General features: G+C 45.3%; 22 protein-coding genes. 10 read left to right on the top strand and 12 right to left on the bottom strand.

The window, feature by feature from the left end:
- Nucleotides 1-111: 111 nt before the first annotated feature.
- From radA to ACFGVR_RS07945, 5 genes are all read right to left on the bottom strand, one after another.
- Nucleotides 112-1,527: a DNA repair protein RadA gene (gene radA, locus ACFGVR_RS07965; protein WP_448702256.1), complete on the bottom strand. Its 1,416-nt coding sequence runs from the start codon at nucleotides 1,525-1,527 to the stop codon at nucleotides 112-114.
- A 62-nt stretch (nucleotides 1,528-1,589) separates the two neighbouring features.
- The gene (locus tag ACFGVR_RS07960) at nucleotides 1,590-2,414 is read right to left on the bottom strand and encodes a hypothetical protein (RefSeq protein WP_448702255.1); all 825 of its coding nucleotides are present in this window, start codon (nucleotides 2,412-2,414) and stop codon (nucleotides 1,590-1,592) included.
- A gap of 242 nt (nucleotides 2,415-2,656) precedes the next feature.
- Nucleotides 2,657-4,207: an Rne/Rng family ribonuclease gene (locus ACFGVR_RS07955; RefSeq protein WP_448702253.1), complete on the bottom strand. Its 1,551-nt coding sequence runs from the start codon at nucleotides 4,205-4,207 to the stop codon at nucleotides 2,657-2,659.
- A 221-nt stretch (nucleotides 4,208-4,428) separates the two neighbouring features.
- Nucleotides 4,429-5,289, bottom strand: a complete 861-nt coding sequence (locus ACFGVR_RS07950) for a tetratricopeptide repeat protein (RefSeq protein WP_448702252.1) — start codon at nucleotides 5,287-5,289, stop codon at nucleotides 4,429-4,431.
- 3 nt (nucleotides 5,290-5,292) lie between these two features.
- Entirely contained in the window at nucleotides 5,293-5,592 is a 300-nt protein-coding gene (locus ACFGVR_RS07945; protein WP_295650864.1) for an HU family DNA-binding protein, read from the bottom strand.
- A gap of 162 nt (nucleotides 5,593-5,754) precedes the next feature.
- Here ACFGVR_RS07945 and mutY point away from each other — a divergent pair, with 162 nt between their 5' ends.
- The 4 genes from mutY to ACFGVR_RS07925 all read left to right on the top strand — a co-directional run bounded on the left by mutY (nucleotide 5,755) and on the right by ACFGVR_RS07925 (nucleotide 9,724).
- A complete protein-coding gene (gene mutY / locus ACFGVR_RS07940; protein WP_448702250.1) occupies nucleotides 5,755-6,804 on the top strand; it encodes an A/G-specific adenine glycosylase in 1,050 nt (349 codons plus the stop codon).
- A gap of 24 nt (nucleotides 6,805-6,828) precedes the next feature.
- Nucleotides 6,829-7,227: a single-stranded DNA-binding protein gene (locus ACFGVR_RS07935; RefSeq protein ID WP_448702248.1), complete on the top strand. Its 399-nt coding sequence runs from the start codon at nucleotides 6,829-6,831 to the stop codon at nucleotides 7,225-7,227.
- Between the two features lie 276 nt (nucleotides 7,228-7,503).
- On the top strand, nucleotides 7,504-7,989 hold the full coding sequence (locus ACFGVR_RS07930) for a hypothetical protein (protein ID WP_448702247.1): 486 nt from the start codon (nucleotides 7,504-7,506) through the stop codon (nucleotides 7,987-7,989).
- Between the two features lie 211 nt (nucleotides 7,990-8,200).
- Complete coding sequence (locus ACFGVR_RS07925; RefSeq protein ID WP_448702246.1) at nucleotides 8,201-9,724, top strand: serine hydrolase; 1,524 nt, start codon at nucleotides 8,201-8,203, stop codon at nucleotides 9,722-9,724.
- Nucleotides 9,725-10,074: 350 nt separating this feature from the next.
- Here ACFGVR_RS07925 and ACFGVR_RS07920 read toward each other — a convergent pair whose 3' ends face one another.
- From ACFGVR_RS07920 to ACFGVR_RS07895, 6 genes are all read right to left on the bottom strand, one after another.
- Nucleotides 10,075-10,401 carry a low molecular weight protein tyrosine phosphatase family protein gene (locus tag ACFGVR_RS07920; protein ID WP_448702245.1) on the bottom strand — a complete coding sequence of 109 codons (327 nt, stop codon included), beginning with the start codon at nucleotides 10,399-10,401 and terminating at the stop codon, nucleotides 10,075-10,077.
- A gap of 7 nt (nucleotides 10,402-10,408) precedes the next feature.
- The gene (locus ACFGVR_RS07915) at nucleotides 10,409-10,780 is read right to left on the bottom strand and encodes a type II toxin-antitoxin system death-on-curing family toxin (protein WP_448702243.1); all 372 of its coding nucleotides are present in this window, start codon (nucleotides 10,778-10,780) and stop codon (nucleotides 10,409-10,411) included.
- Nucleotides 10,777-10,965, bottom strand: coding sequence for a hypothetical protein (locus ACFGVR_RS07910; RefSeq protein WP_448702241.1), 189 nt, complete (start codon nucleotides 10,963-10,965; stop codon nucleotides 10,777-10,779). Before ACFGVR_RS07910 ends, ACFGVR_RS07915 begins: the two co-directional genes overlap by 4 nt.
- 462 nt (nucleotides 10,966-11,427) lie before the next feature.
- Nucleotides 11,428-12,312 (bottom strand): hypothetical protein, encoded by an 885-nt coding sequence (locus ACFGVR_RS07905; protein ID WP_448702240.1) that lies wholly within the window; start codon nucleotides 12,310-12,312, stop codon nucleotides 11,428-11,430.
- 49 nt (nucleotides 12,313-12,361) lie between these two features.
- The gene (locus tag ACFGVR_RS07900; protein WP_448702239.1) at nucleotides 12,362-13,672 is read right to left on the bottom strand and encodes an amidohydrolase; all 1,311 of its coding nucleotides are present in this window, start codon (nucleotides 13,670-13,672) and stop codon (nucleotides 12,362-12,364) included.
- 104 nt (nucleotides 13,673-13,776) lie between these two features.
- Nucleotides 13,777-14,445: a hypothetical protein gene (locus tag ACFGVR_RS07895; protein ID WP_448702238.1), complete on the bottom strand. Its 669-nt coding sequence runs from the start codon at nucleotides 14,443-14,445 to the stop codon at nucleotides 13,777-13,779.
- Between the two features lie 320 nt (nucleotides 14,446-14,765).
- On the opposite strand from ACFGVR_RS07895, the gene ACFGVR_RS07890 reads away from it, so the two are divergent.
- From ACFGVR_RS07890 to ACFGVR_RS07865, 6 genes are all read left to right on the top strand, one after another.
- The gene (locus ACFGVR_RS07890; RefSeq protein ID WP_448702237.1) at nucleotides 14,766-15,200 is read left to right on the top strand and encodes an SRPBCC family protein; all 435 of its coding nucleotides are present in this window, start codon (nucleotides 14,766-14,768) and stop codon (nucleotides 15,198-15,200) included.
- Nucleotides 15,201-15,220: 20 nt separating this feature from the next.
- On the top strand, nucleotides 15,221-15,670 hold the full coding sequence (locus ACFGVR_RS07885; protein WP_448702236.1) for an SRPBCC family protein: 450 nt from the start codon (nucleotides 15,221-15,223) through the stop codon (nucleotides 15,668-15,670).
- On the top strand, nucleotides 15,651-15,977 hold the full coding sequence (locus ACFGVR_RS07880; protein ID WP_448702235.1) for an ArsR/SmtB family transcription factor: 327 nt from the start codon (nucleotides 15,651-15,653) through the stop codon (nucleotides 15,975-15,977). The genes ACFGVR_RS07885 and ACFGVR_RS07880 overlap by 20 nt, the downstream gene beginning before the upstream one ends.
- Nucleotides 15,974-16,408: an SRPBCC domain-containing protein gene (locus ACFGVR_RS07875; protein ID WP_448702234.1), complete on the top strand. Its 435-nt coding sequence runs from the start codon at nucleotides 15,974-15,976 to the stop codon at nucleotides 16,406-16,408. Before ACFGVR_RS07880 ends, ACFGVR_RS07875 begins: the two co-directional genes overlap by 4 nt.
- 28 nt (nucleotides 16,409-16,436) lie before the next feature.
- Nucleotides 16,437-16,886, top strand: a complete 450-nt coding sequence (locus ACFGVR_RS07870; RefSeq protein WP_448702233.1) for an SRPBCC family protein — start codon at nucleotides 16,437-16,439, stop codon at nucleotides 16,884-16,886.
- Between the two features lie 96 nt (nucleotides 16,887-16,982).
- Nucleotides 16,983-18,116 carry a polymerase gene (locus ACFGVR_RS07865; RefSeq protein WP_448702232.1) on the top strand — a complete coding sequence of 378 codons (1,134 nt, stop codon included), beginning with the start codon at nucleotides 16,983-16,985 and terminating at the stop codon, nucleotides 18,114-18,116.
- 288 nt (nucleotides 18,117-18,404) lie between these two features.
- Here ACFGVR_RS07865 and ACFGVR_RS07860 read toward each other — a convergent pair whose 3' ends face one another.
- Nucleotides 18,405-19,463, bottom strand: coding sequence for a terminase small subunit (locus ACFGVR_RS07860; protein WP_448702230.1), 1,059 nt, complete (start codon nucleotides 19,461-19,463; stop codon nucleotides 18,405-18,407).
- Nucleotides 19,464-20,042: the final 579 nt, after the last annotated feature.

Here is a 20,042-nt window from a genome sequence, read left to right as displayed (position 1 = left end):
TACCCATGTTAAGCGCTCGTTACAAACGAGCGCAAGTTAAAACGCGAACATGATTAAATCCCTTCCTCCACCGTCCCAAAGGAGGGAATGGCACAGGCTGTAGCTCTTTAATTATCCGAATAACAAATTAAACGCTTCTTCTATCCGGCCAACGGGTTTGATATCGATGGTGTAGCGCGAGAGGTCGAGCGCTTTATTGCCTTTGGCTGTTGAGGGCATGTTGTATTTGGAGATAAATATCTGCTCGAAGCCCAGTTTCTGCGCTTCGGCAATACGGTGCTCTACCCGGTTTACGGCTCGTATTTCGCCGCTAAGGCCCAGCTCGGCAGCAAAGCAGGTTTTAAAAGGTACGGGGATATCCTGGTGAGAAGAGATAATGGCCGCAGCCAAACCCAGATCAATAGCCGGATCTTCAACCCTGATGCCGCCGGTGATATTGAGAAATACATCTTTAGTGCCCAGGCTGAAGCCGCATCGTTTCTCTAACACCGCAAGCAGCATGTTCATCCGCTTGGTATCAAAACCAGTAGCAGAGCGTTGTGGCGTGCCGTATGGCGATGTGCTAACCAATGCCTGGGTTTCGATCAGCATTGGTCGTAAACCTTCTAAAGTAGCCGATATGGTGATGCCGCTCAAAGGCTCGTCGCGCTGTGACAGCAATATTTCGGATGGGTTGGATACTTCGCGCAGGCCTTCGCCCAGCATTTCGTAAATACCCAGTTCGGACGAGGAGCCGAACCTGTTTTTGATGGAGCGTAAAATGCGGTAAACATGGTGCCTGTCGCCCTCGAACTGTAAAACAGTATCCACCATATGCTCCAATATTTTTGGTCCGGCTATCATACCATCTTTGGTGATATGGCCGATCAAAAATACCGGTGTAGCGGTTTCCTTGGCAAAGCGTAACAGCTCGGCGGTGCACTCGCGCACCTGCGATACGCTGCCGGGTGTTGATTCGATATGGGCTGAATACAGCGTTTGGATGGAATCGACGATCACAATATCTGGCTGCAGCTGCTCTATCTGCTTAAAAATGTTTTGGGTTGATGTCTCCGTAAGGATAAAACAGCCGCCACCTGCTTTGCCCGCGTTTGGCGCCAGTCGCTCGGCGCGCATTTTGATCTGCCGTTCGCTTTCTTCGCCCGATATGTAGAGTACTTTGAGCGTAGGCATATTCATGGCCAGCTGCAGCATCAGGGTTGATTTACCGATGCCCGGCTCACCACCTATCAGCACCAGCGAACCCGGTACAATACCGCCGCCCAATACGCGGTTAAATTCTTTATCGGGTGTGAGCAGACGGTTATCTTCTTCAAAAACTACTTCGGAAACTAAAACAGGCTTGTTGGCCCTTTGGGTTGATGTGGAACCGCCGGTAGCTTTCCAGTCGGGAATAGCGCCGTTACTTTTTTCGATGATCTCTTCGACAAAGGTGTTCCACTGGTTGCACGAAGGGCATTTGCCCAGCCATTTCGGCGATTCGTAGCCACAGCTTTGGCAGAAATAGGAGGTTTTTGTTTTAGCCACGTTTGTTAATGTGCAAATGTGATGATTTGCAAATGTGCAGATTGTTTTTGTGTTTTACTAATTTATTTAGTAAGTGTATTGTTATTGATTGCAGCTATAATAGCATTATTTACGTTTTCATAAAGGTTTGCTGATAACTCACTATATACTTTGTTTTCTTCATCAGATTCAAACCACATATCATTCCAAGAACCCATGCCGCCAAATACCCAAGCCTTTTTTGCCGAAATTAATAGTTGCCTCGCCAGTAATGAATAATTTTTGTCGATAATAAAGTCTTTATAGTAGTCTTCCGAAATAGGATTATTATTTGATAAAGTATCGTTCGCTTTATCAAATATTGCACCCCAGCTTAATAGATTATTTTTGTATGCGAAGTCCGCTATGGTATGTAAACAATCTGAAAACTCTCCTTTAACAATACTTAAGTCAGTCTGAGTTGTAGACCCAGCTTGATTTTTTTGGATGGCAATATAAGATATCCCCCATATTTTGCGATCAGCTGCATCCGGATCAATTACCTCCCATTTGTTTGCCCATAAAGTCGAGTATCCATCACTGTTTATGGCCTCAATTAACCAAAGTCCGCCTCCGCCAACAAACGCGGCCAATTTATGGTCTTGCTCTAATGTACCATCTTCTTGAAAAGAGAGCCTTAGTTTTTTACATCCGTCAGACTTTAAAAAGTCTAACCATTTGGTAGGGTCCTCCGCTACCATAATTTGTTTAGTTCTTAAAAAACCCTTCTTAAAATCAAAAAAATTGATGCTTTTACAGTATTGGAATACTGAGTTATCGGGATAGAAGTTATCAGGTAACGAGCCTGTTGTTAAAAATTCATTTCCAAAAGAAACTAAGGCAATTACTTGTGCTAAAGATCCGGTCATTTTGTAATTTGTGCTACAAGTTACAATTTTTCACGTTATTTCGCCAGTTCAGGCGTCCATGCCTAGCCTTAATTAGTTTTCAGCGTCCACGCTGTTTTTAGTTCAGGAGCGTGGACGCTCCCGAATTATTACGGTCAAGCGTGGACGCTTAACCGGACGTGTGACTTGTATAACGGCTCTGTAAAGCATGAGATTGCCACGCTACCGCTCGCAATGACACAAAAAAAATCCGAAATCAAAAATTACAACTTAATTTCTTCGCCTTTTGATGACAGGAAGTGGAACTCGGTGATCTGGTAGGCAGGGTTGCTTTTAACCTTGATCCACTGGTTGTACTTAAAGTACCATTTCATTTGGCGGGTAACCAATCCTTTTTTGATGAAGGCCTCGATGTAGGGGTGTACGGCCAGGGTAATATTCTTTTCGTTTTGCTCGGTAAGGATATAATTGAAATTGGTTTCAATATCATCAATAAGCAACACCGTAGGGCGAATGGTACCGGTACCGTGGCATGCCGGGCAAACCTCGGTGGTAACGATGTTCATTTCGGGGCGAACACGCTGGCGGGTAATTTGTACCAGGCCAAATTTGCTTGGCGGCAAAATGGTGTGTTTGGCACGATCTAAAGCCATTTCATCGCGCAGGTAATCGAACAGGTCTTTACGGTTGGTAGGTTTGTGCATGTCGATAAAGTCGACTACCACGATGCCACCCATATCGCGTAAGCGTAGCTGGCGGGCAATTTCTTTAGCGGCTTCTTTATTTACCTGGAAAGCGTTTTGCTCCTGGTTTTCTTTATTGGCTGTGCGGTTACCGCTGTTTACGTCGATAACGTGCAGGGCCTCGGTATGCTCAATAACCAGGTATGCGCCGCCGGCAAGGTTAACTGTTTTGCCAAAAGCGCCTTTGATCTGCTTATCTACACCGAAGTGCTCAAATATGGGTTCTTTGTGTTTGTGCAGTTTAACGATGCTTTCCAGATCGGGCGAAATTTCGTGAATGTACGAGCGGATCTCTTCGAAGATGCCAATATCGTTCACATAAATATTCTGAAAATCTGAATTTAAGATATCGCGCAGAATAGTTGAGGTGCGATCCATCTCGCCCAAAACCTTTTTGGCAGGTTCGGTTGATGGCAGGCGGGTGGTGAACGATTCCCATTTGGAGATGAGATCGAGCAAATCCTTCTGTAATTCGGCAACGCCCTTATCCTCGGATACGGTACGGATAATTACGCCGAAGTTTTTAGGCTTGATGCCTTCAATGATCTTGCGTAAGCGTGTACGTTCGGGATTACTTTTTATTTTTTTGGAGATGGAGATCGTCTCAGAAAAGGGAACCAGGATAACGTAACGGCCTGCTATTGACAGATCGGAACTTAAGCGCGGCCCCTTGGTTGAAATAGGTTCTTTAGCTATTTGTACCGGTATCAGCTGGCCCTTGGTTAAAATGTCGGATATTTTACCCGATTTTTCGATATCCTGCTCCAGCTTAAAATTATCCAATAGTTTCCCCTGGTGGCTGCCGCCACGCACCTGCTTATTTAATTTAAGCAGGCTTTGCACTTGCGGGCCTAAGTCCAGATAGTGCAAAAAGGCATCCTTCTCGTAGCCAACATCAACAAAAGCAGCATTTAGCCCGGGCATGATCTTTTTGATCTTCCCGAGATAAATGTCACCAACAGCATAATTGTTGTTGATTTGCTCTTTATTAAGCTCTACAAGTTGTTTATCCTGTAATAAAGCAATAGTAGCCCCGCTGGGGGATGCATCGATAATTAATTCTTTTACCAATGGCTACTCCATTTCTTTAAACGACATAAAGGCCGTAAATTAAATAATACGAAGGTTTAAACAATAGAAACTATAGCCCTTTTAGTAAGGGCGGCAATAACTAAACTGGCTTATTTCTTTTTATGCCTGTTTTTTCTTAAACGTTTTTTACGTTTATGAGTGGCCATTTTATGTCTCTTTCTTTTTTTACCGCTTGGCATAATGATAATTTTTAAATACTATTAATTTTTTAACTCTTTGATATACTGATCAACCTGTGTTGTAAACGTTGGGTCGGGCATCAGGGCCTTGCTTTTTTCGTAAGCGTCGATAGCTTCTTTTTTCTGCCCTAATTGCTTATAGCACTCGGCCAGGTAAAAATAAGGTTCAAACTCGGGCTTAACGGCAATCATGCCCTTAAACCTGTCCACACCTTTTTGAAACTGCCCCGATTTAATAGCAAACAAACCTAAATTAAGGTTTGCTTTGCGGTTAGCCGGGTCTTTACCAACAACTTCGAGCAGCAGGCTGATACCCTGCATAGGGCTTGCCGCGCCACCGTTTACATAGGCAATGCCTAAACCTGTTTTGGCATCAAGGCCATCGGGGTTAAGCTTTAAAGCGTTTTGAAAAGCGCTTACCGCGTTTGTCACTAAAGCGGGTTGTGCAACGGTATCCTGCATGTAGCGGAAACCATCGTTAAATCTGTCGCCTGCTGTTACCCAGTTTTGGTAGGTGTTTTGCTTAACGGCAATAGCCTGGTAGTAAAACGCCGCCGGTGCAGCCTGGTTAACATCGTCCCACTTAAGGGCAAGCTGTTTTTGTATCTTTAGTTTTTCGGCATCGTTAGCAGCGTTTTTCAAACTGGTTTCTAAGGCCGTTATCTGTGCGGCTATGTCGGTACCTATTGCTGCCTTGGCAGGGGTTGAAACATAGTCGGCATTTACGCTGGTATTAACCGCTTTACCCTCTGTAATATTAGCGCCTGCACTGCTGCGGCTCTCTTTGGGCTTTATTAATCCTTTAACAGGAAGCGAAAACAAATAGCCCATTATAATAACTACTATAACAATTACCGCTATTTGTTTTTGCTTTGCTGGCATAAGTTACTTTACTGCTTTTGTTTTATTGCCGGTGCGCACTTTTTCAACAAAAGTTTTTGCCGGTTTAAAGCTTGGTACAAAATGTTCCGGAATGATGATGGCAGTATTTTTCGAGATGTTACGAGCTGTTTTTTTAGCTCTTTTTTTAACTACGAAGCTACCGAAACCCCTAACGTAAACATTTTCGCCGCCTACCATTGAAGTTTTTACAACTTTGAAAAATGCTTCAACAGTTTCCTGTACGTCTATTTTCTCGATGCCTGTCTTTGATGAGATTTCAGCTATTATTTCTGCCTTGGTCATATCTGTTTTTCTTTATAAAATTATGTAAACACTTAACTGTTTTGGGGTTGCAAAAGTATTGGTAAAAAATGAAATTGAAAAATAAAAGATGATAAATTTTGCTTTTACCTACGAAGAGGTTTGTAAACTACTATAACGTAAAAGCACGTACCTTTGTATATAATGAATTTTACCCAAAGTTTAGCGCAGTGGTACAGGCAAAACAAGCGCGATCTGCCCTGGCGCAATACCACCGATCCGTACGTTATTTGGCTGTCTGAGATCATCTTACAACAAACGCGGGTAGAGCAGGGTAAGCCCTATTTTTACCGCTTTGCCGAGACTTACCCAACTGTATCGGACTTTGCCTCGGCCAGCGAAGATGAGATACTTAAATTATGGCAGGGATTGGGCTATTATTCGCGCGGCAGGAACATGCTTACCACCGCGCGGTTGGTGAAGCAGCAGTTTAACGGCGTGTTTCCGGGTAAGTACGAGGACCTGATAGGCTTAAAAGGCATAGGCGAATATACGGCCGCGGCTATATCATCGTTTTCGACCAACCAGGCCAGAGCTGTGGTTGATGGGAATGTGAGCCGGGTAATGGCCCGCTATTTTGGTATTGCCGAACCTATTAATAGTACCAAAGGCAAAAAGCTTTTTCAGCAGATGGCTAATGAACTGCTTGACCAGAATGAACCGGGGCTGCATAATCAGGCCATGATGGAGTTTGGCGCCATGCTTTGCAAGCCGCGTAACCCCCTTTGCGAGGTATGCCCGGTTAAAACCGGATGCTATGCTTTACAACATAATCAGGTAAATAAACTACCGGTTAAATTAAAAACCGTGAAGATAAAGCAACGTTACTTTAATTACTGGTTAATAACCGATGCCGATAAAGTGCTGTTAAATAAACGGGATGAAAGTGATATATGGGCGAATATGTATGATGTGCCACTCACAGAAACAGCCGGAGATAAAACTATAGAGGAACTGCTGGCATCGCCGGAAACGGCTAAAACACTGGGCTTTAACCCACAGGTAATTACTGTTTACCCAACCCAAAAACACATCTTAACACACCAGCATATTTATTACAGGTTTATCAGGATTGAAAATAATTTAAAAATTAAATTAAAACCATCATGGTTTTTCTCGAAAGTGGAAAATTTAAATAACTTAGCGTTACCAAAAATAATTTTTCTATTTTTAACTAAATTTTTTGAATTATAATACAATTATACCTACCTAATTAATATGTCTGGAATAAATAAAGTAATACTCGTGGGGCACTTGGGTAAAAACCCCGATATCCGTTATCTTGAAGGCGGAGTTTCGGTAGCAAGTTTTCCGCTGGCGACATCGGAAACGTTTAACAAAGATGGACGCAAAGTTGAGCAAACCGAATGGCACAACATTGTAATGTGGCGGGGCCTGGCAGATGTGGCGGCCAAGTTTTTACAAAAAGGAAAGCTGGTTTACATTGAAGGAAAGCTGAGGACGCGATCATTTGAAGACAAGGACGGCAACAAAAAGTATACTACCGAAGTGGTTGCCGAAAACTTTACCATGCTTGGCCGCAAAACCGATTTTGAAGATGATGATATGCCCGGTAACAAAAGCGATGATTTTAGTATCGGGAGCGATGCAGTTTAAATTTTAGTTAAGCAATCACAAACCTAAATATTATCAAAGGTGTAGCTAATAGCTGCACCTTTTTTTGTTTTATAACCATCAATATAGGTTTTGTGATTATCATGGTGTGATTATCCTGTACAGTTTTATGATAACGCTCGCGGTACGGTTACTATTAAACCATGCCCGGCTTCAACACGGTATTAGTTTGTGAGCAAGTTGTTACAAAGGGTAAACAAACCAAGCGGTTACAGGGTTGTTTAATAATTAATAAGTTTTATACAACTCAGAACGACCATGAAAAAATTAATGTTAGGTGCCGCTGTATTATTAGCCGCACTGTCTTTTAGTCCGGCCAAGGCACAATTTAAAATAAGCCTGGGCATTAACATCGGTTCGCAGCCTACCTGGGGCCCTACCGGTTATGACCATGCCGAATATTACTATATGCCTGATATAGGCGTTTATTATGATGTGCCACATCAGCAATTTGTATACAGAAACGGCAATAGCTGGACCCGCGCTACATCATTACCGCCACGTTACCACAATTTTGACCTGAACAGGGGTTACAAAGTGGTGCTAAACGAACCTACGCCCTACCTGCATGATAACGTGTACCGTAACCGTTATGCGCAGTATAAAGGCCGCCGGGATCAACCAATTATCCGCGACAGCCGCGATGTGAAGTATACCCGTTACCACGATAATGGCAGGGGTCATAATGATCATCATGACAATGGCCGCGGACACAATGACCACCACGATAACGGACATCATTAAAAACTAAAATAAATTAATTAAAGCAGCCTTCCCGGAAACGGGAGGGCTTTTTTTGTTTAATTTGTGAGAAAAAGCGTAAATGCGATCAGCCGGTCAATTTTTATACACACCCGGTTTTTATTTAGGCTGATTTATTATTTTAGTCGATTGCAGAACCATTTGTGGTTCGCGTTTGTATATTTACTATATCCCTTAGTTTATTAACCATCCAATGAAGAATTGCGCAAAGCTTATATTACTGTGTTTAACCTTGTTTGCCAGCCCTGTTTTTGCACAAAATGTTAATCGCGATCATTTTTTTAAGGATAGTATTGATACCTATATTAACCGTGCGCTAACCAACTGGCGCATACCCGGTGCGGCAGTGTGTGTGATTAAGGATAACAAAATTGTGCTGATGAAGGGCTACGGCGTTAAAGAGCTTGGCCTGAATAACAAGGTTAATGAGAATACGCTGTTTATGATAGGCAGCAATACCAAAGCTTTTACCGCAACTTTATTATGCATTTTAGCAGGTGAGCATAAGCTTGCGCTGGATGACAAGGTGACCAAATACATACCAGGTTTTAAACTGGAAAGCAAACCCGCTACCGAACTGGTTACCGTGCGCGACCTACTTTGCCACCGGATAGGTTTTGGTACCTTTCAGGGCGATTTTACTTATTGGACAAGTAACCTTACCCGCGAGCAGGTGGTAGAAAAGATGGCGCATGTACAGGCCCTATATTCTTTTCGCAGTAAGTGGGGGTATACCAATGCTGCTTTTTTAACTGCCGGGCAGATCATTACCGCTGCTACCGACCGATCGTGGGAATCGACAGTGAAAGACCGCATTTTTGCACCTTTAGGGATGGGCAGCACCATCGCGTTAAGCAAAGATATGCCCGGAGCTTATAACAAGGCTGCACCGCATACCATGACGGATGGACGGCTGGTGGCTATTCCGTTTTGCCAGATAGATAACCTGGCACCGGCGGGCAGCATCAGTTCGAACGTTAGTGATATGAGCAAATGGGTGCTGGCATTGCTTAACAACGGCAAGGTTGGCCCAAGGCAGTTTATCCCCGAGGCAGCTGTGCTTGAGCCGCGCCAGGCACAGGATATTGTATTTGATAACGGTGCCGGCAACAGCGAGTTTTACGGACTGGGCTGGTTTTTGAAAGATTATAACGGGCACCGCGAGGTGTTTCATACGGGCGGGGTTAATGGTTATGTATCATCAGTAACGCTGGTGCCCGATCAAAACCTGGGCATTGTGATACTGACCAACACCGACCAGAATAACGTGATCGAGGCTTTGCGCGACGAGATCATCGATGTGTATATGAAAAAACCTTTTCGCGATTACAGCGATAAGTACCTGGGCCAGTTTAAGGCTAAAACATTTAAAGAACAACTTGCCGATAAAAGACTGGCCGATTCGGCCGCGCTACACCTGCAGCCCGCCTTGCCCGCAGGTGCTTATACCGGTAAATACTTTAGCGACCTGTATGGTAATATGACCATTGACCAGGGCGGCGAGAACGGCGAACTGCAGATCAGGTTTGAGCACCACCCCAAAATGTACGCCCTGATGCGCCCCATTGGCGGCAACCGCTTTTACGTTACTTTTAGCGACCCGGAGTTTGGCAAGGCGGTTTTTCCGTTTACAGTAGTTAACGGCCGGGTGGTTAGTGTGCGGGTAAAGGTTGCCGATTTTATTGAGTATACGCCGTATGAGTTTAAGAAACAGTGATTTCGGATGTTCGATTTCGGATTTTTTATCTTGAAGCGTCGTTGCGAACGATAGTGAAGCAATCTCTACACAGGACAATCGATATTTGCAACCCGACATAGGTATTTATGGGTATTTTCCAAATTGATTATTCAATCATTCAGTAACTCAATCCTTCAATCTGTTCCCTGGGGGGAAATTGTAAGAATATTTCACAACTGTTTTAGTCTTGATTCCTGGCTCTTGATTCTTGCCTCTGTTCCCAAGGGGGGAAATTGTAAGAAATTTTCGCAGCCTTTTACTTCCTGTTCTACACATTAAGCCTCGCGCTTAACCTTTAAATATACGTGTTTTCTGGCTGAAAAGCAAGTTTAAGGCAGTAAATAATAACCTAAAGCTCGTTTTAAGATGCTTACCAATTCCGGGTCGTTAAACTGGTAATTGTCTTCAATATCCAGTACCACTGTTTCTTTTCCGGCTAAAGCCGGTGCGAAGCGTTGTTTCAAAATATCGCGATGTTTGCGTTCCATCACGAAGATCACATCCGCCCAATCGATCAATTTTTGTGATACTTTGATGCGGGCCCTATCGCTGGTGCCTGCCGAGTGGGCGTTATGTATAGGATGATTTTTAAATAATAGCTCAGCGGTGGGGCTGCGCCATTGGTTTTTACTGCAGATGAAAAGGAGGTTGGGCAAGGGTGGATTATTTTACATTTTCGGTAAGCCATTGTTTGATCTCGTCAAATCGAAATTCGCCGGTGCTTACCGAAATAACCATGGCGTATTTTTTGTCCTGATCAGCCGATATATCCGATCCCGCTTTTAACAAATGTAATCTCATTAAGGCATACCCTGTGCGTTTATTCCCGTCGACAAAAGGATGGTTGATCAATATACTTTCGAGAATGGCCGATGCTTTGTCGATGGCAGTTGGGTACAGGTCTGTTTCTTCGAATGTGGCATACGGACGGGCAATGGCGGCCTGTAATGCACCCATATCACGAATGCCGCTTCCACCACCAAAACGCTGAATAAGTACTTCGTGAAGATTTTGTACGATGGCAAGATCTATCATTGCGCCAATTTTTCGAGCAGTTCTTTATCTTCGGTAAGTATCTTTTTGATGTAACCGGATAGTTCTGTTTGCTCTGACGTTTGACTTTGAAACTGTTTGAGGTAGTCGAGTATCCCTGCTAACTTATCTTCGGGTACTTTATCCAATACCTGTTGTATCTCCATTTTAATTTCTGCCGTACTCATAATCAAATTTACGATTATTATGTTAAGACAAAAAATTGGGGTGGCGATGTAATTTCGTCAAAACGTAAAGTTTCTGTACTTGCCGCAATTCACCATCAACCCTTAAACACCTTCACCGGTTCTGCAAACTCATTTTTACAATACCTGCACTTGTAATTCGCAACCTTAACAAGCAACGCTTTTATAAGATTTACTATTAGCAATATCACAAAAATAGTCCCCGCCAGGCCACACGCCCCAAAGCCGATAAGCACTGTCATATCAACCTCTTTTTCCTGTGTGAGGCTCCAAAAACAATAAGTACACAATAAACTGATGCAGGTGTATATCAATACCCGTTTCAGATATTTGTGGCGACTTCTGAAAACAATATGATCGCTTTTACACTCGGGACAACACCATCTTGCCCGTGGTGCGGCAAAGTAATTTTTCGATCGGTCGATTTTGATTTCGGACTTCAAGTTAATTCGCTTTTGCGGGATGTCGTTGTTTCTGATCTTCGTTTATCTTATCCCACGCTACTTTTGTTAAGGCCAACAGTTGATTCTTCTCGCAGTTCCATATCGATACATAATCTTTCGATATCACATAGTACTGTTTCCAGGTGGTGAATCTTTCGTACAGCATCAGCGTACAGATATCTGTTGCCGTTATCAAACCACTGTATCCGGATAAATGGCTATGCATGGCTGCCACCTGTACATTTTTAGAAGTATCACCAGGTGCTTTCTTAACTGAAGCAGATATCAGACTGTTATGCAGTCGTTTGTTGCTAATTACTTCGTTATTTTTATCAAGACGGATAAGGTAATCGTTACCAAATAACACCAACCCGTTGGCATGCGGACTGGTCAGTACGTAAACCCTTTTTTCGCCCTTGATAATAAGCGGAACAAGGTTCGTCCCTGTATTATTATAGAACCTAAAAACACTGTCTTTATTGGTGCTGATAGCGTGATATGCTACCTTGCGGATACGGTAAAGCTCTTCCTCCACAGGTAACAGTTTACGCTCGGTACTATCTAATTTGCAGTTGTCAGGCTTCACATCATACGGAAACGACATTGTAGCCAGCACAACCGGTACCTCATCTTTCGAAAAAAAGATATTGGCCATTCCCGCACCAGTGTCGTAAGAGAGATAGCCACCAATACGATTACGTTTACCTTTACATTGTTCCAAAAAGATATCGGTCCCATACCACGAGGCGATTTCCGATTTATATAAATTACGGCCCTCATTTTCAATACTGTCGGTTAATTTGGCAATATTGTTTTCCTGTGCATGTAGTTGTAATCCACCTAAAATCAAAATGAGCAACAGGAACGATCGTTTTATAATTAACATAATTAGGTTTGGTATTATGCTGTACAAAAGTGTTTTGAACTTAACTTGCCTATTTTTTTGCAGCCATTGCCATATAATCCAACGTTAAATTACAGAAAGCTTTAACCCCTAACGTAAATCCGCTTTCATCAATAAAAAAGTCGGGCGTGTGGTGCGCGGGAGCGGTAACCGGGTCGGTGCCTTTGGGCAGGCCGCCTAAGTGGAAAAATATACCGGGAACCTTTTCTTCGTAAAAGCTAAAATCTTCGGCGCCGGTTTCGGCCTGCCGCAGTTTTACGTTATCAGCACCGGCGGTTGCCTGTAGGGTGGGCAGCATTTTGGCTACCAGTGCCGGGTCGTTATAGGTAACGGGGTAATGGTTGCTGTAGGGTATTTTGAGTTCGGCGGTGGCGTTGTTGGCTTCGGCGGTTTTGGTGGCGATCTGTTTTACGCGCTCGATGATCATCTTTTCATCGGCAGCGCTAAAGGTGCGGATGGTGCCCAGCATGGTAACTGATTCGGGGATGATGTTGGAGCGATTGCCGCCGTTAATGGCGCCTATGGTTACCACTGCAGGGTTATCGGTAATGTGCAGGTTGCGGCTCACCACGGTTTGCAGGTTATTGATGATCTGGGCCGAGGTAACTATCGGGTCGATACTGCTCCAGGGGTAGGCGCCGTGCGATGAGCGGCCCTTTACAATGATCTGCATATCGTTAACCGCTGCCATATCGCCACCGGGCCTATAGGTAATGGTACCCACCGGCTGGTACGACTGGATATGCAGCCCAAATACCACATCAACCTTCGGGTTTTCCATTACGCCCTCTTTTACCATTTGCTGCGCGCCGCCCGTTTCGCCGGGTGGCACACCTTCTTCGGCGGGTTGAAAAATGAATTTAACGGTGCCGTGCAGCTCGTTTTTCATCGAAGCCAGTACTTCGGCAGTGCCCATCAGGATAGCCATGTGCGAATCGTGCCCACAGGCATGCATGGTGCCAACGGTATTGCCCATATAAGTTGTGGTAGCTTTTGATGCGAAGGGAACATTGGTACGCTCGGTAACGGGCAGGCCATCCATATCGGCACGCAGGGCCACTACCGGGCCGGGTTTACCGCCCACCAGTATGCCCACTACGCCAGTTGTGGCAACGCCGGTTTTAACCTCGATACCTAAACTGCGCAGGTGTTTGGCAATAATATCGGCCGTGCGCACCTCGTGGTTACCTAATTCGGGATGCTGATGAAAATCTTCGCGCCAGGCGATGATCTTTTTTTCGATGGCATCGGCACGTTTGGCAACTTCGGCTTTGGTAATGGTTTGGGCCATTGACGCGGTTATGCTTAAGCCGCAGAGTATGGTGAGCAGGGATTTCTTCATGGGAGATAAATATAATGATTCAGGGGTATAATATCGAATAATGAATTTCGAATGCCGGTTTTCCCTCGATGTTCAGTGGATATTATCTGTCGCAAAGGCGCCTTTTAAAAAAGGCTATAGTCAAATATCTGTGAGCCAATTGCTATGGCGAATACGATGATCCCGATGATCAATATGATGAGGCCGTTTATTCGGCTGGTATCGGTGTAGGCATAAATGCGCTCGCCGTTGGGTAGGGTCTTTTTAAACTTCCACATCATAGCGCCAATAAATATGCCCAAAAAGCCACCTAAAAAGGCCGACAGGTAACCAATAATGATCCATGTTGCTTCTGATTCTTCCGGTCGGCTCAGTAATTCGATCTCTTCTTCCCGGTATTCTTCTATTTGTTCATCTGTCACGGGCGCACCGCGTTCGTCCAGTATCTTGCGGGCCAGCACCTGGTCAAAAGCGCTCCATTTGCTATTGTTTTTCAGCACATCGTGCAGTTCTTCATCGGTAAAATCAAACAGATAATGATCGGGCTCAACCTCTTCTACAGCCTTTTCCTCATATACTTCCAAAAGGGTATTTACGGTGTTAAAGTCCTGCGGCTGCAATTTGATGATGTATTCGAGGCTCAGCTCCGCCCCCGAGGCCAGCAGTGGGTTCACGATCAGCGGACTCGTTTCAACCTGGTAAGGTATCCGGTTATCGTCGAGCAGATCGGTGAGCCCTCCGGCAAAAGCCATGTCGCTAAATTTTCTGAAGGTCAAAAATTCCGGTTCCATCATAATGCAGCTTGGTCTGACGACTTTTTGCTATCGCTTTCGTTCAGGGCTTTTGTGTACCAACGTTTACAGGCGGATTATTGTTATACCCGCGCTGATCTGGATATGCAGAAAAAGGTTGGAGGAAACCTGCACATTCAGCATACAGGCAAAAATAAGATATAATTTAATGGTTGGGGCTATTTACATGGCTAAATTATTCACAATTGCGCTTTTTATGGTGATTTTTAAGAGTTTACAGGTGCCCTGAAAAAATATTTTAAAAAATATTTGCGTAACCCACAAGTTACATATACATTTGCGTAACCTACAAGTTACTCATTATGGCTAAAATCATTCAACACCAGATCTTTTACCCAAACCCGGCAGCAGAGGTTTGGGAGTATCTCACCGTATCCGAGCTCATAGCACAATGGCTGATGCCCACAGATTTTAAACCCGTTGTTGGTCACAAATTTGAGTTTAAGCCCGGCTGCATGCCCGATTGCGATTTTGACGGTACTTTTTACTGCAAAGTTTTAGAAGTAACACCCTATAAAACATTATCCTATTCGTGGGATTTTAAAACCCTAACGGGTAAAGTAAACACATCGGTAGTGAACTGGACATTAACCGAAAAAGATAACGGTACCGAACTATTACTGGTACATCGCGGCTTCGAAGGTGAGCAGATGTTACAGATCTTCAACCTGATGAATCCTGGCTGGTTACAGCATATGGAAAATCTTTCCCGATCACTAAATCATCAAACCATTTAACATTTTTAAAGAACTATATCATGGCAAAAATCATTCAACACCAGATCTTTTATCCAAACCCGGCAGCCGATGTTTGGGCGTATTTAACCGACCTCGAACTGATGAAACTGTGGCTCATGCCCAGCGACTTTAAACCGGTTTTGGGCCACAAGTTTCGGTTTACAAGCAAACCCATGCCCGATTTCGACTTCGACGGGATATTCCATTGCGAAGTATTAGAGCTTGTGCCTTTCAAAAAGCTTTCATACTCCTGGGATTTTGGCCCCGGAACAGGCTTTTTAAACCGCTCGGAAGTGCATTGGACGTTAACCGAAAAGGACAACGGCACCCACCTCCTGCTTATCCACCGAGGCGCCGAAGGCTCGGAAATGCTGCAGATATTCGACGCAATGGATAAAGGCTGGTTGGGTAACATCAACAAAATTGCAAAACTATTAAACCCCGAAACCGATGGAACAGCAAAGGCTTGACGCATTCCAGGTAATTGCCGATCCCAGCCGCAGGCAGATATTATACCTGTTATCAAAAGACAGCCTGACCATTAACGCGCTGGCCGAAAACTTTGATATGAGCCGGCCCGCGGTATCCAAGCATGTTAAGGTGCTGCAAACTTCGGGCTTTATTTCTATCGAGGACATCGGCCGTGAGCGGTATTGTTCGCTGCAGCAGGATGGCTTTAAGGATCTGCAAAAATGGCTCGAATACTTCGACGCCTTCTGGGCCAATAAACTACAAAAACTGGGTAATCTATTAAGCGAAAAAAACAAAAAGAAATGAAAACACCCGATTTTACCTGCAGTATAACTGCAAAGGTTACAGCCGAAGAGGCCCTGGATGCCATTAGCCACGTTGACCAATGGTGGGCCAAAACTTTTGAAGGCAGTGCACAGCACCTCAACGATGTTTTTACCGTACGGTTTGGCACCACTTACGTTACCTTCTGCGTAAGCGAACTGATACCCGCTACCAAAGTGGTGTGGACGGTTACCGACAGCCACCTGCCCTGGCAAAAAGATATCACCGAATGGACGGGCACCAAAGTGATCTACCAGATCGTATCCGGCAATGGTACAACCACCATCAATTTTACGCATCAGGGCTTGCAACCCGGGGTTGAGTGTTACAACCAGTGCGTTAAAGGCTGGACGGAACATTTGACAGAAAGCCTGCAAAAACTGCTGAGCGAAGGTGTTGGCGAACCGGCATAAACAATCAAAAATAAAAAAAACAAACATCATGGATAATCAAAATTTTAACGTTTCTTTTCTGTTCGATCAAAGCCCCGAACAGGTTTTCAATGCGGTAAACAATGTTGCAGGCTGGTGGTCGGCAACCGTGCAGGGTGGCACCCACAAACTCAACGATGAATTTGTTTACCGCCACGGCGATGTGCACTACTCCAAACAAAAACTTACCGAAGTAGTTCCCAACAAAAAAGTGGTGTGGCTGGTAACCGATAGCGAGCTGACCTTCATTGAAGATAAAGCCGAGTGGACCGGCACCCGCGTTATCTTCGAAATAACCCAGCAGGACGGTAAAACCAGGCTCAACTTTACCCACGAAGGCTTGGTGCCGCAGGGCGAATGTTATAGCGCCTGCACCGGCCCCGGCGGCTGGCCCTTCTACCTGCACAGCCTCAGCCAGCTTATTACCACCGGCAAGGGCCACCCCGACGAGAAAGCTTAGTCTTGAGTGGGTAGTCTTGAATCGAAAAATCTACAAACGACTCTCGACCCAAGGCTACCCACTCCCGACTAAAATCCCGTATCTTCGCAGCACGCTATGAAGAAAATTTACTGCCTTGCTTTTTGCTGTCTGTTTAGCACATCGCTTTTTGCCCAGTACAAAATTGTACCCAAGTTTATCCGCCGCACCATTTTTGAGAAAGATAGCAGCAAACGCAGCAGTATTATCCCGCTGCCCGTGCTGAGCAGCGCACCCGAAACCGGTTTGGAAGTAGGCGGCTCACTGCTGTACAGTTTTTACACCGATACCCTGCACAGCAACACGCGCGTAAGCAACATCTTCGCCTATGGCACCATTACCACCAAGGGGCAATATCGCGCCAGCATCAGCACCAGTTACTGGAGCCCGGGCAATAAATATCATTACACGGCGGCGCTGAGCTACCTCAACTTTCCGTTCAATTTTTACGGTATCGGCAATGCCACCAATAAGGCCGATGCCCAGCATATCGGCCAAAAGCGGTACAAGTTTAGTGTCGGTGCCGAAAAGCTGGTGGCCCCGCACCTGTACCTGGGCCTCAACGCGGGCGCCTTCAGGTACAAGTTTAGCAGCGATACCATCGGTATTTTTGAAACCGACCCGCAGGTGCAAAACCGCGAAGGGGGCAGCAGCGTTACTATTGGCCCCAGCTTTATTTTTGATACCCGCAACAACAATACCTACACCACCCACGGCATATTGCTTAACACCAGCTATAACTATGTTAAAGGCATTTTTGCCAATAACGGCTACAGCGGCGGCCTGTTCGCCATCGAGTTTAGCCAGTACTTTGGGCTGAGCAAACATTTTGTTTTGGCTTACGATTTGTACAACAACAGCCTGCTGGGCAGCCAAACCCCGTTTTACCTGCTGCCTGCCATGGGCAGCGATAGCCGTATGCGGGGTTATTACAACGGGCGTTACCGCGATAAAAACTATGCAGCCGGCCAGGCCGAACTGCGTTACCGCATCAACGATCGGTTTGGCATTGTGGCCTTTGGCGGTACCGGTACCGTTTGGCACGATCAATTCAGCACCGATATCCTCAAACCCAATTACGGCGGCGGCCTGCGCTACTTTTTCGACGTGGAAAAAGGCTTGAGCATCCGCCTGGATTATGGGGTTGGTGAGCAACGCCCGGGCGAAAGCAGGCAGAGCGGGTTTTATATCGGGTTAGGAGAAGCGTTTTGATTTCGGAATTCGGATGTTCGATTTCGGATTTTTTTCTTGCTTCCTGACTCTTGCTTCCTGGCTCTTGACTCTTTTCCCCGGCACATCGGTATTCTTCGGTATTTTCACTCGCCACTGGCTTCAGTTTGCAACTGAAGCCCACAGATAATTTTCAACACCATCTCTTGCGCTCGTTTACAACGAGCGTTTAACGTGGTCAGGCGATTGTATCCCGCCACTGGCTTCAGTTTGCAACTGAAGCCCACAGATCATTTTCAGTCTGCGACTGAACCTTACAACATTCAAACATTATCTCCAACACTTCGCCTGCTCTTTCCGTTCCCTCCTTGTTGCTTCATCCACCAACCTCCCCGTTAAACCACCCGAAACAAAACCAGGCTGCGGTGTTGCAGGTTCCTGATCTCCTGATTCCGCACTCTCCTCAAAATCCACCCCCTGCTTCCATAATTTCAGCGTCACCTTCCAGGCTTTGTTGCATTCAGTGGGGTCCATCCCTTCAGGTATTTTCCTCACCGTCTGCCAGCCTTCGCCAAGCGGCGGGCAATTTGGCTTCAGCAATATGGCCGACGTTTCATCAGTTAAGTATTGCGGCGCAGGCAACGGGTGATATTTAACCGGCGCCGGATCCGCCCATTCATTCTCATCATCTTCTTCTTCAAACCCCTCCGCATCTTCCGGACTTTCCGACTTTCCGACTTCCGGACTATCCCCCCTTCTTGCCTTACAAGCCGCCCTTGCCTGAGCTACAGCAACCTTGCATTCCGTATCCCAGGGGTAATATTCATCATCATCCTCATCGTAATAATCCTCGTCGTCCTCGTTCTCTTCATCTTCAAACAGCTCATCATCAAAAGTATCAACGTCGTCCAGCTTAGCAGAGTCAAGAAATACATACTCCTTTTCAGGCTCTTCTTCCTCCATATCGTAAAACCGCAGGTGTTTGGCTATCTTTTCCAGTGCCGATAGCTTGTTATTTAATCGGATAAACGAGGTCTGCCCGTCCTTACCATCAGTAATTTTCATGCACCACAGCGCGGCCGCTTCGTCATCCGTCAGCTCATGAACACCTTTCATTGTACCATCGCTGTGGTAATAATTACGCATATTGCTAAAAGCTATTTTACCCAGTTCGGTTAGCAGCATCTCGTGGTTTATTTTTGCTTTGCGCGACACCGCTTCCGTGTGCTGCTGCAAATAATAAGCAATCTTTGGTATCCGCATCAGCGCCCCGCTCAGGGCCGTGCTACCGCTATACCCGGCCCGCAAGGCCGCTTTGGTCGCATTCAGGTCGATCAGGTATTCATCACAAAATTTTTGTTGTTTGGGAGTTAAAATAATAGGTTCCATTTTATAGTGAGATTAAGATTTACAGGAAAGGAATTGGCACATGGGTTCATGGTCAATAGCAAGGAAGAATGCTCAAAAAAGAGACCTGTAGAAAACTATGGTCTATGGTCCATCGACTATGGACTCACCATAAAAATAAGCATTACCCACCGCAAAGTAGTCTCACAGTTTTAAGACTACCACCCTTAAACTTGCACCAGTAAAAAAGCCTGCTCACGTTACAATACATCAATATTATTTAATGGCGCGCCGGGCAGACAGAACGCCGGGCCGGCGCAGGGGTGAATGCCGGTTTAGCTTTTCTAAGTGGAGCGCAGCGGAATGGGAAAGCTAAAAACCGGCAAAGCGGGTGGCAGGATCGTTCTGTCTTGATTTTTGGTTACTTTTCATCAAGGAAAAGTAACTAGGCCCCCGCGGCTATGAGCGGAAGAAGAATACAGTTCGAAACCTATAGTGACCGATGGTTATACGGATAGTCACAAGTTACCCCACCACAATGCCACCTGTAAACTTGCACCAGCAAAAGGGTCTGCTTACATTACAATACCTAAATATTATTTAATGGCGCGCCGGGCAGAC

Source organism: Mucilaginibacter aureus (genome assembly GCF_053514885.1).
Note: the sequence above shows the minus strand (reverse complement) of the source record. Positions and strands in the feature narration are given on the sequence as shown.

Bases quoted from the DNA above. Each gene is read 5' to 3' on its own strand.
- mutY (WP_448702250.1), top strand. From the start codon at position 5,755: ATGAATTTTACCCAAAGTTTAGCGCAGTGGTACAGGCAAAACAAGCGC.
- ACFGVR_RS07875 (WP_448702234.1), top strand. From the start codon at position 15,974: ATGAAAACACCCGATTTTACCTGCAGTATAACTGCAAAGGTTACAGCC.
- ACFGVR_RS07960 (WP_448702255.1), bottom strand. From the start codon at position 2,414: ATGACCGGATCTTTAGCACAAGTAATTGCCTTAGTTTCTTTTGGAAAT.
- ACFGVR_RS07905 (WP_448702240.1), bottom strand. From the start codon at position 12,312: ATGTTAATTATAAAACGATCGTTCCTGTTGCTCATTTTGATTTTAGGT.
- ACFGVR_RS07950 (WP_448702252.1), bottom strand. From the start codon at position 5,289: ATGCCAGCAAAGCAAAAACAAATAGCGGTAATTGTTATAGTAGTTATT.
- ACFGVR_RS07930 (WP_448702247.1), top strand. From the start codon at position 7,504: ATGAAAAAATTAATGTTAGGTGCCGCTGTATTATTAGCCGCACTGTCT.
- ACFGVR_RS07910 (WP_448702241.1), bottom strand. From the start codon at position 10,965: ATGAGTACGGCAGAAATTAAAATGGAGATACAACAGGTATTGGATAAA.
- ACFGVR_RS07890 (WP_448702237.1), top strand. From the start codon at position 14,766: ATGGCTAAAATCATTCAACACCAGATCTTTTACCCAAACCCGGCAGCA.
- ACFGVR_RS07945 (WP_295650864.1), bottom strand. From the start codon at position 5,592: ATGACCAAGGCAGAAATAATAGCTGAAATCTCATCAAAGACAGGCATC.
- ACFGVR_RS07925 (WP_448702246.1), top strand. From the start codon at position 8,201: ATGAAGAATTGCGCAAAGCTTATATTACTGTGTTTAACCTTGTTTGCC.
- ACFGVR_RS07885 (WP_448702236.1), top strand. From the start codon at position 15,221: ATGGCAAAAATCATTCAACACCAGATCTTTTATCCAAACCCGGCAGCC.
- ACFGVR_RS07865 (WP_448702232.1), top strand. From the start codon at position 16,983: ATGAAGAAAATTTACTGCCTTGCTTTTTGCTGTCTGTTTAGCACATCG.
- ACFGVR_RS07900 (WP_448702239.1), bottom strand. From the start codon at position 13,672: ATGAAGAAATCCCTGCTCACCATACTCTGCGGCTTAAGCATAACCGCG.
- ACFGVR_RS07860 (WP_448702230.1), bottom strand. From the start codon at position 19,463: ATGGAACCTATTATTTTAACTCCCAAACAACAAAAATTTTGTGATGAA.
- ACFGVR_RS07935 (WP_448702248.1), top strand. From the start codon at position 6,829: ATGTCTGGAATAAATAAAGTAATACTCGTGGGGCACTTGGGTAAAAAC.
- ACFGVR_RS07915 (WP_448702243.1), bottom strand. From the start codon at position 10,780: ATGATAGATCTTGCCATCGTACAAAATCTTCACGAAGTACTTATTCAG.
- ACFGVR_RS07880 (WP_448702235.1), top strand. From the start codon at position 15,651: ATGGAACAGCAAAGGCTTGACGCATTCCAGGTAATTGCCGATCCCAGC.
- ACFGVR_RS07870 (WP_448702233.1), top strand. From the start codon at position 16,437: ATGGATAATCAAAATTTTAACGTTTCTTTTCTGTTCGATCAAAGCCCC.
- ACFGVR_RS07895 (WP_448702238.1), bottom strand. From the start codon at position 14,445: ATGATGGAACCGGAATTTTTGACCTTCAGAAAATTTAGCGACATGGCT.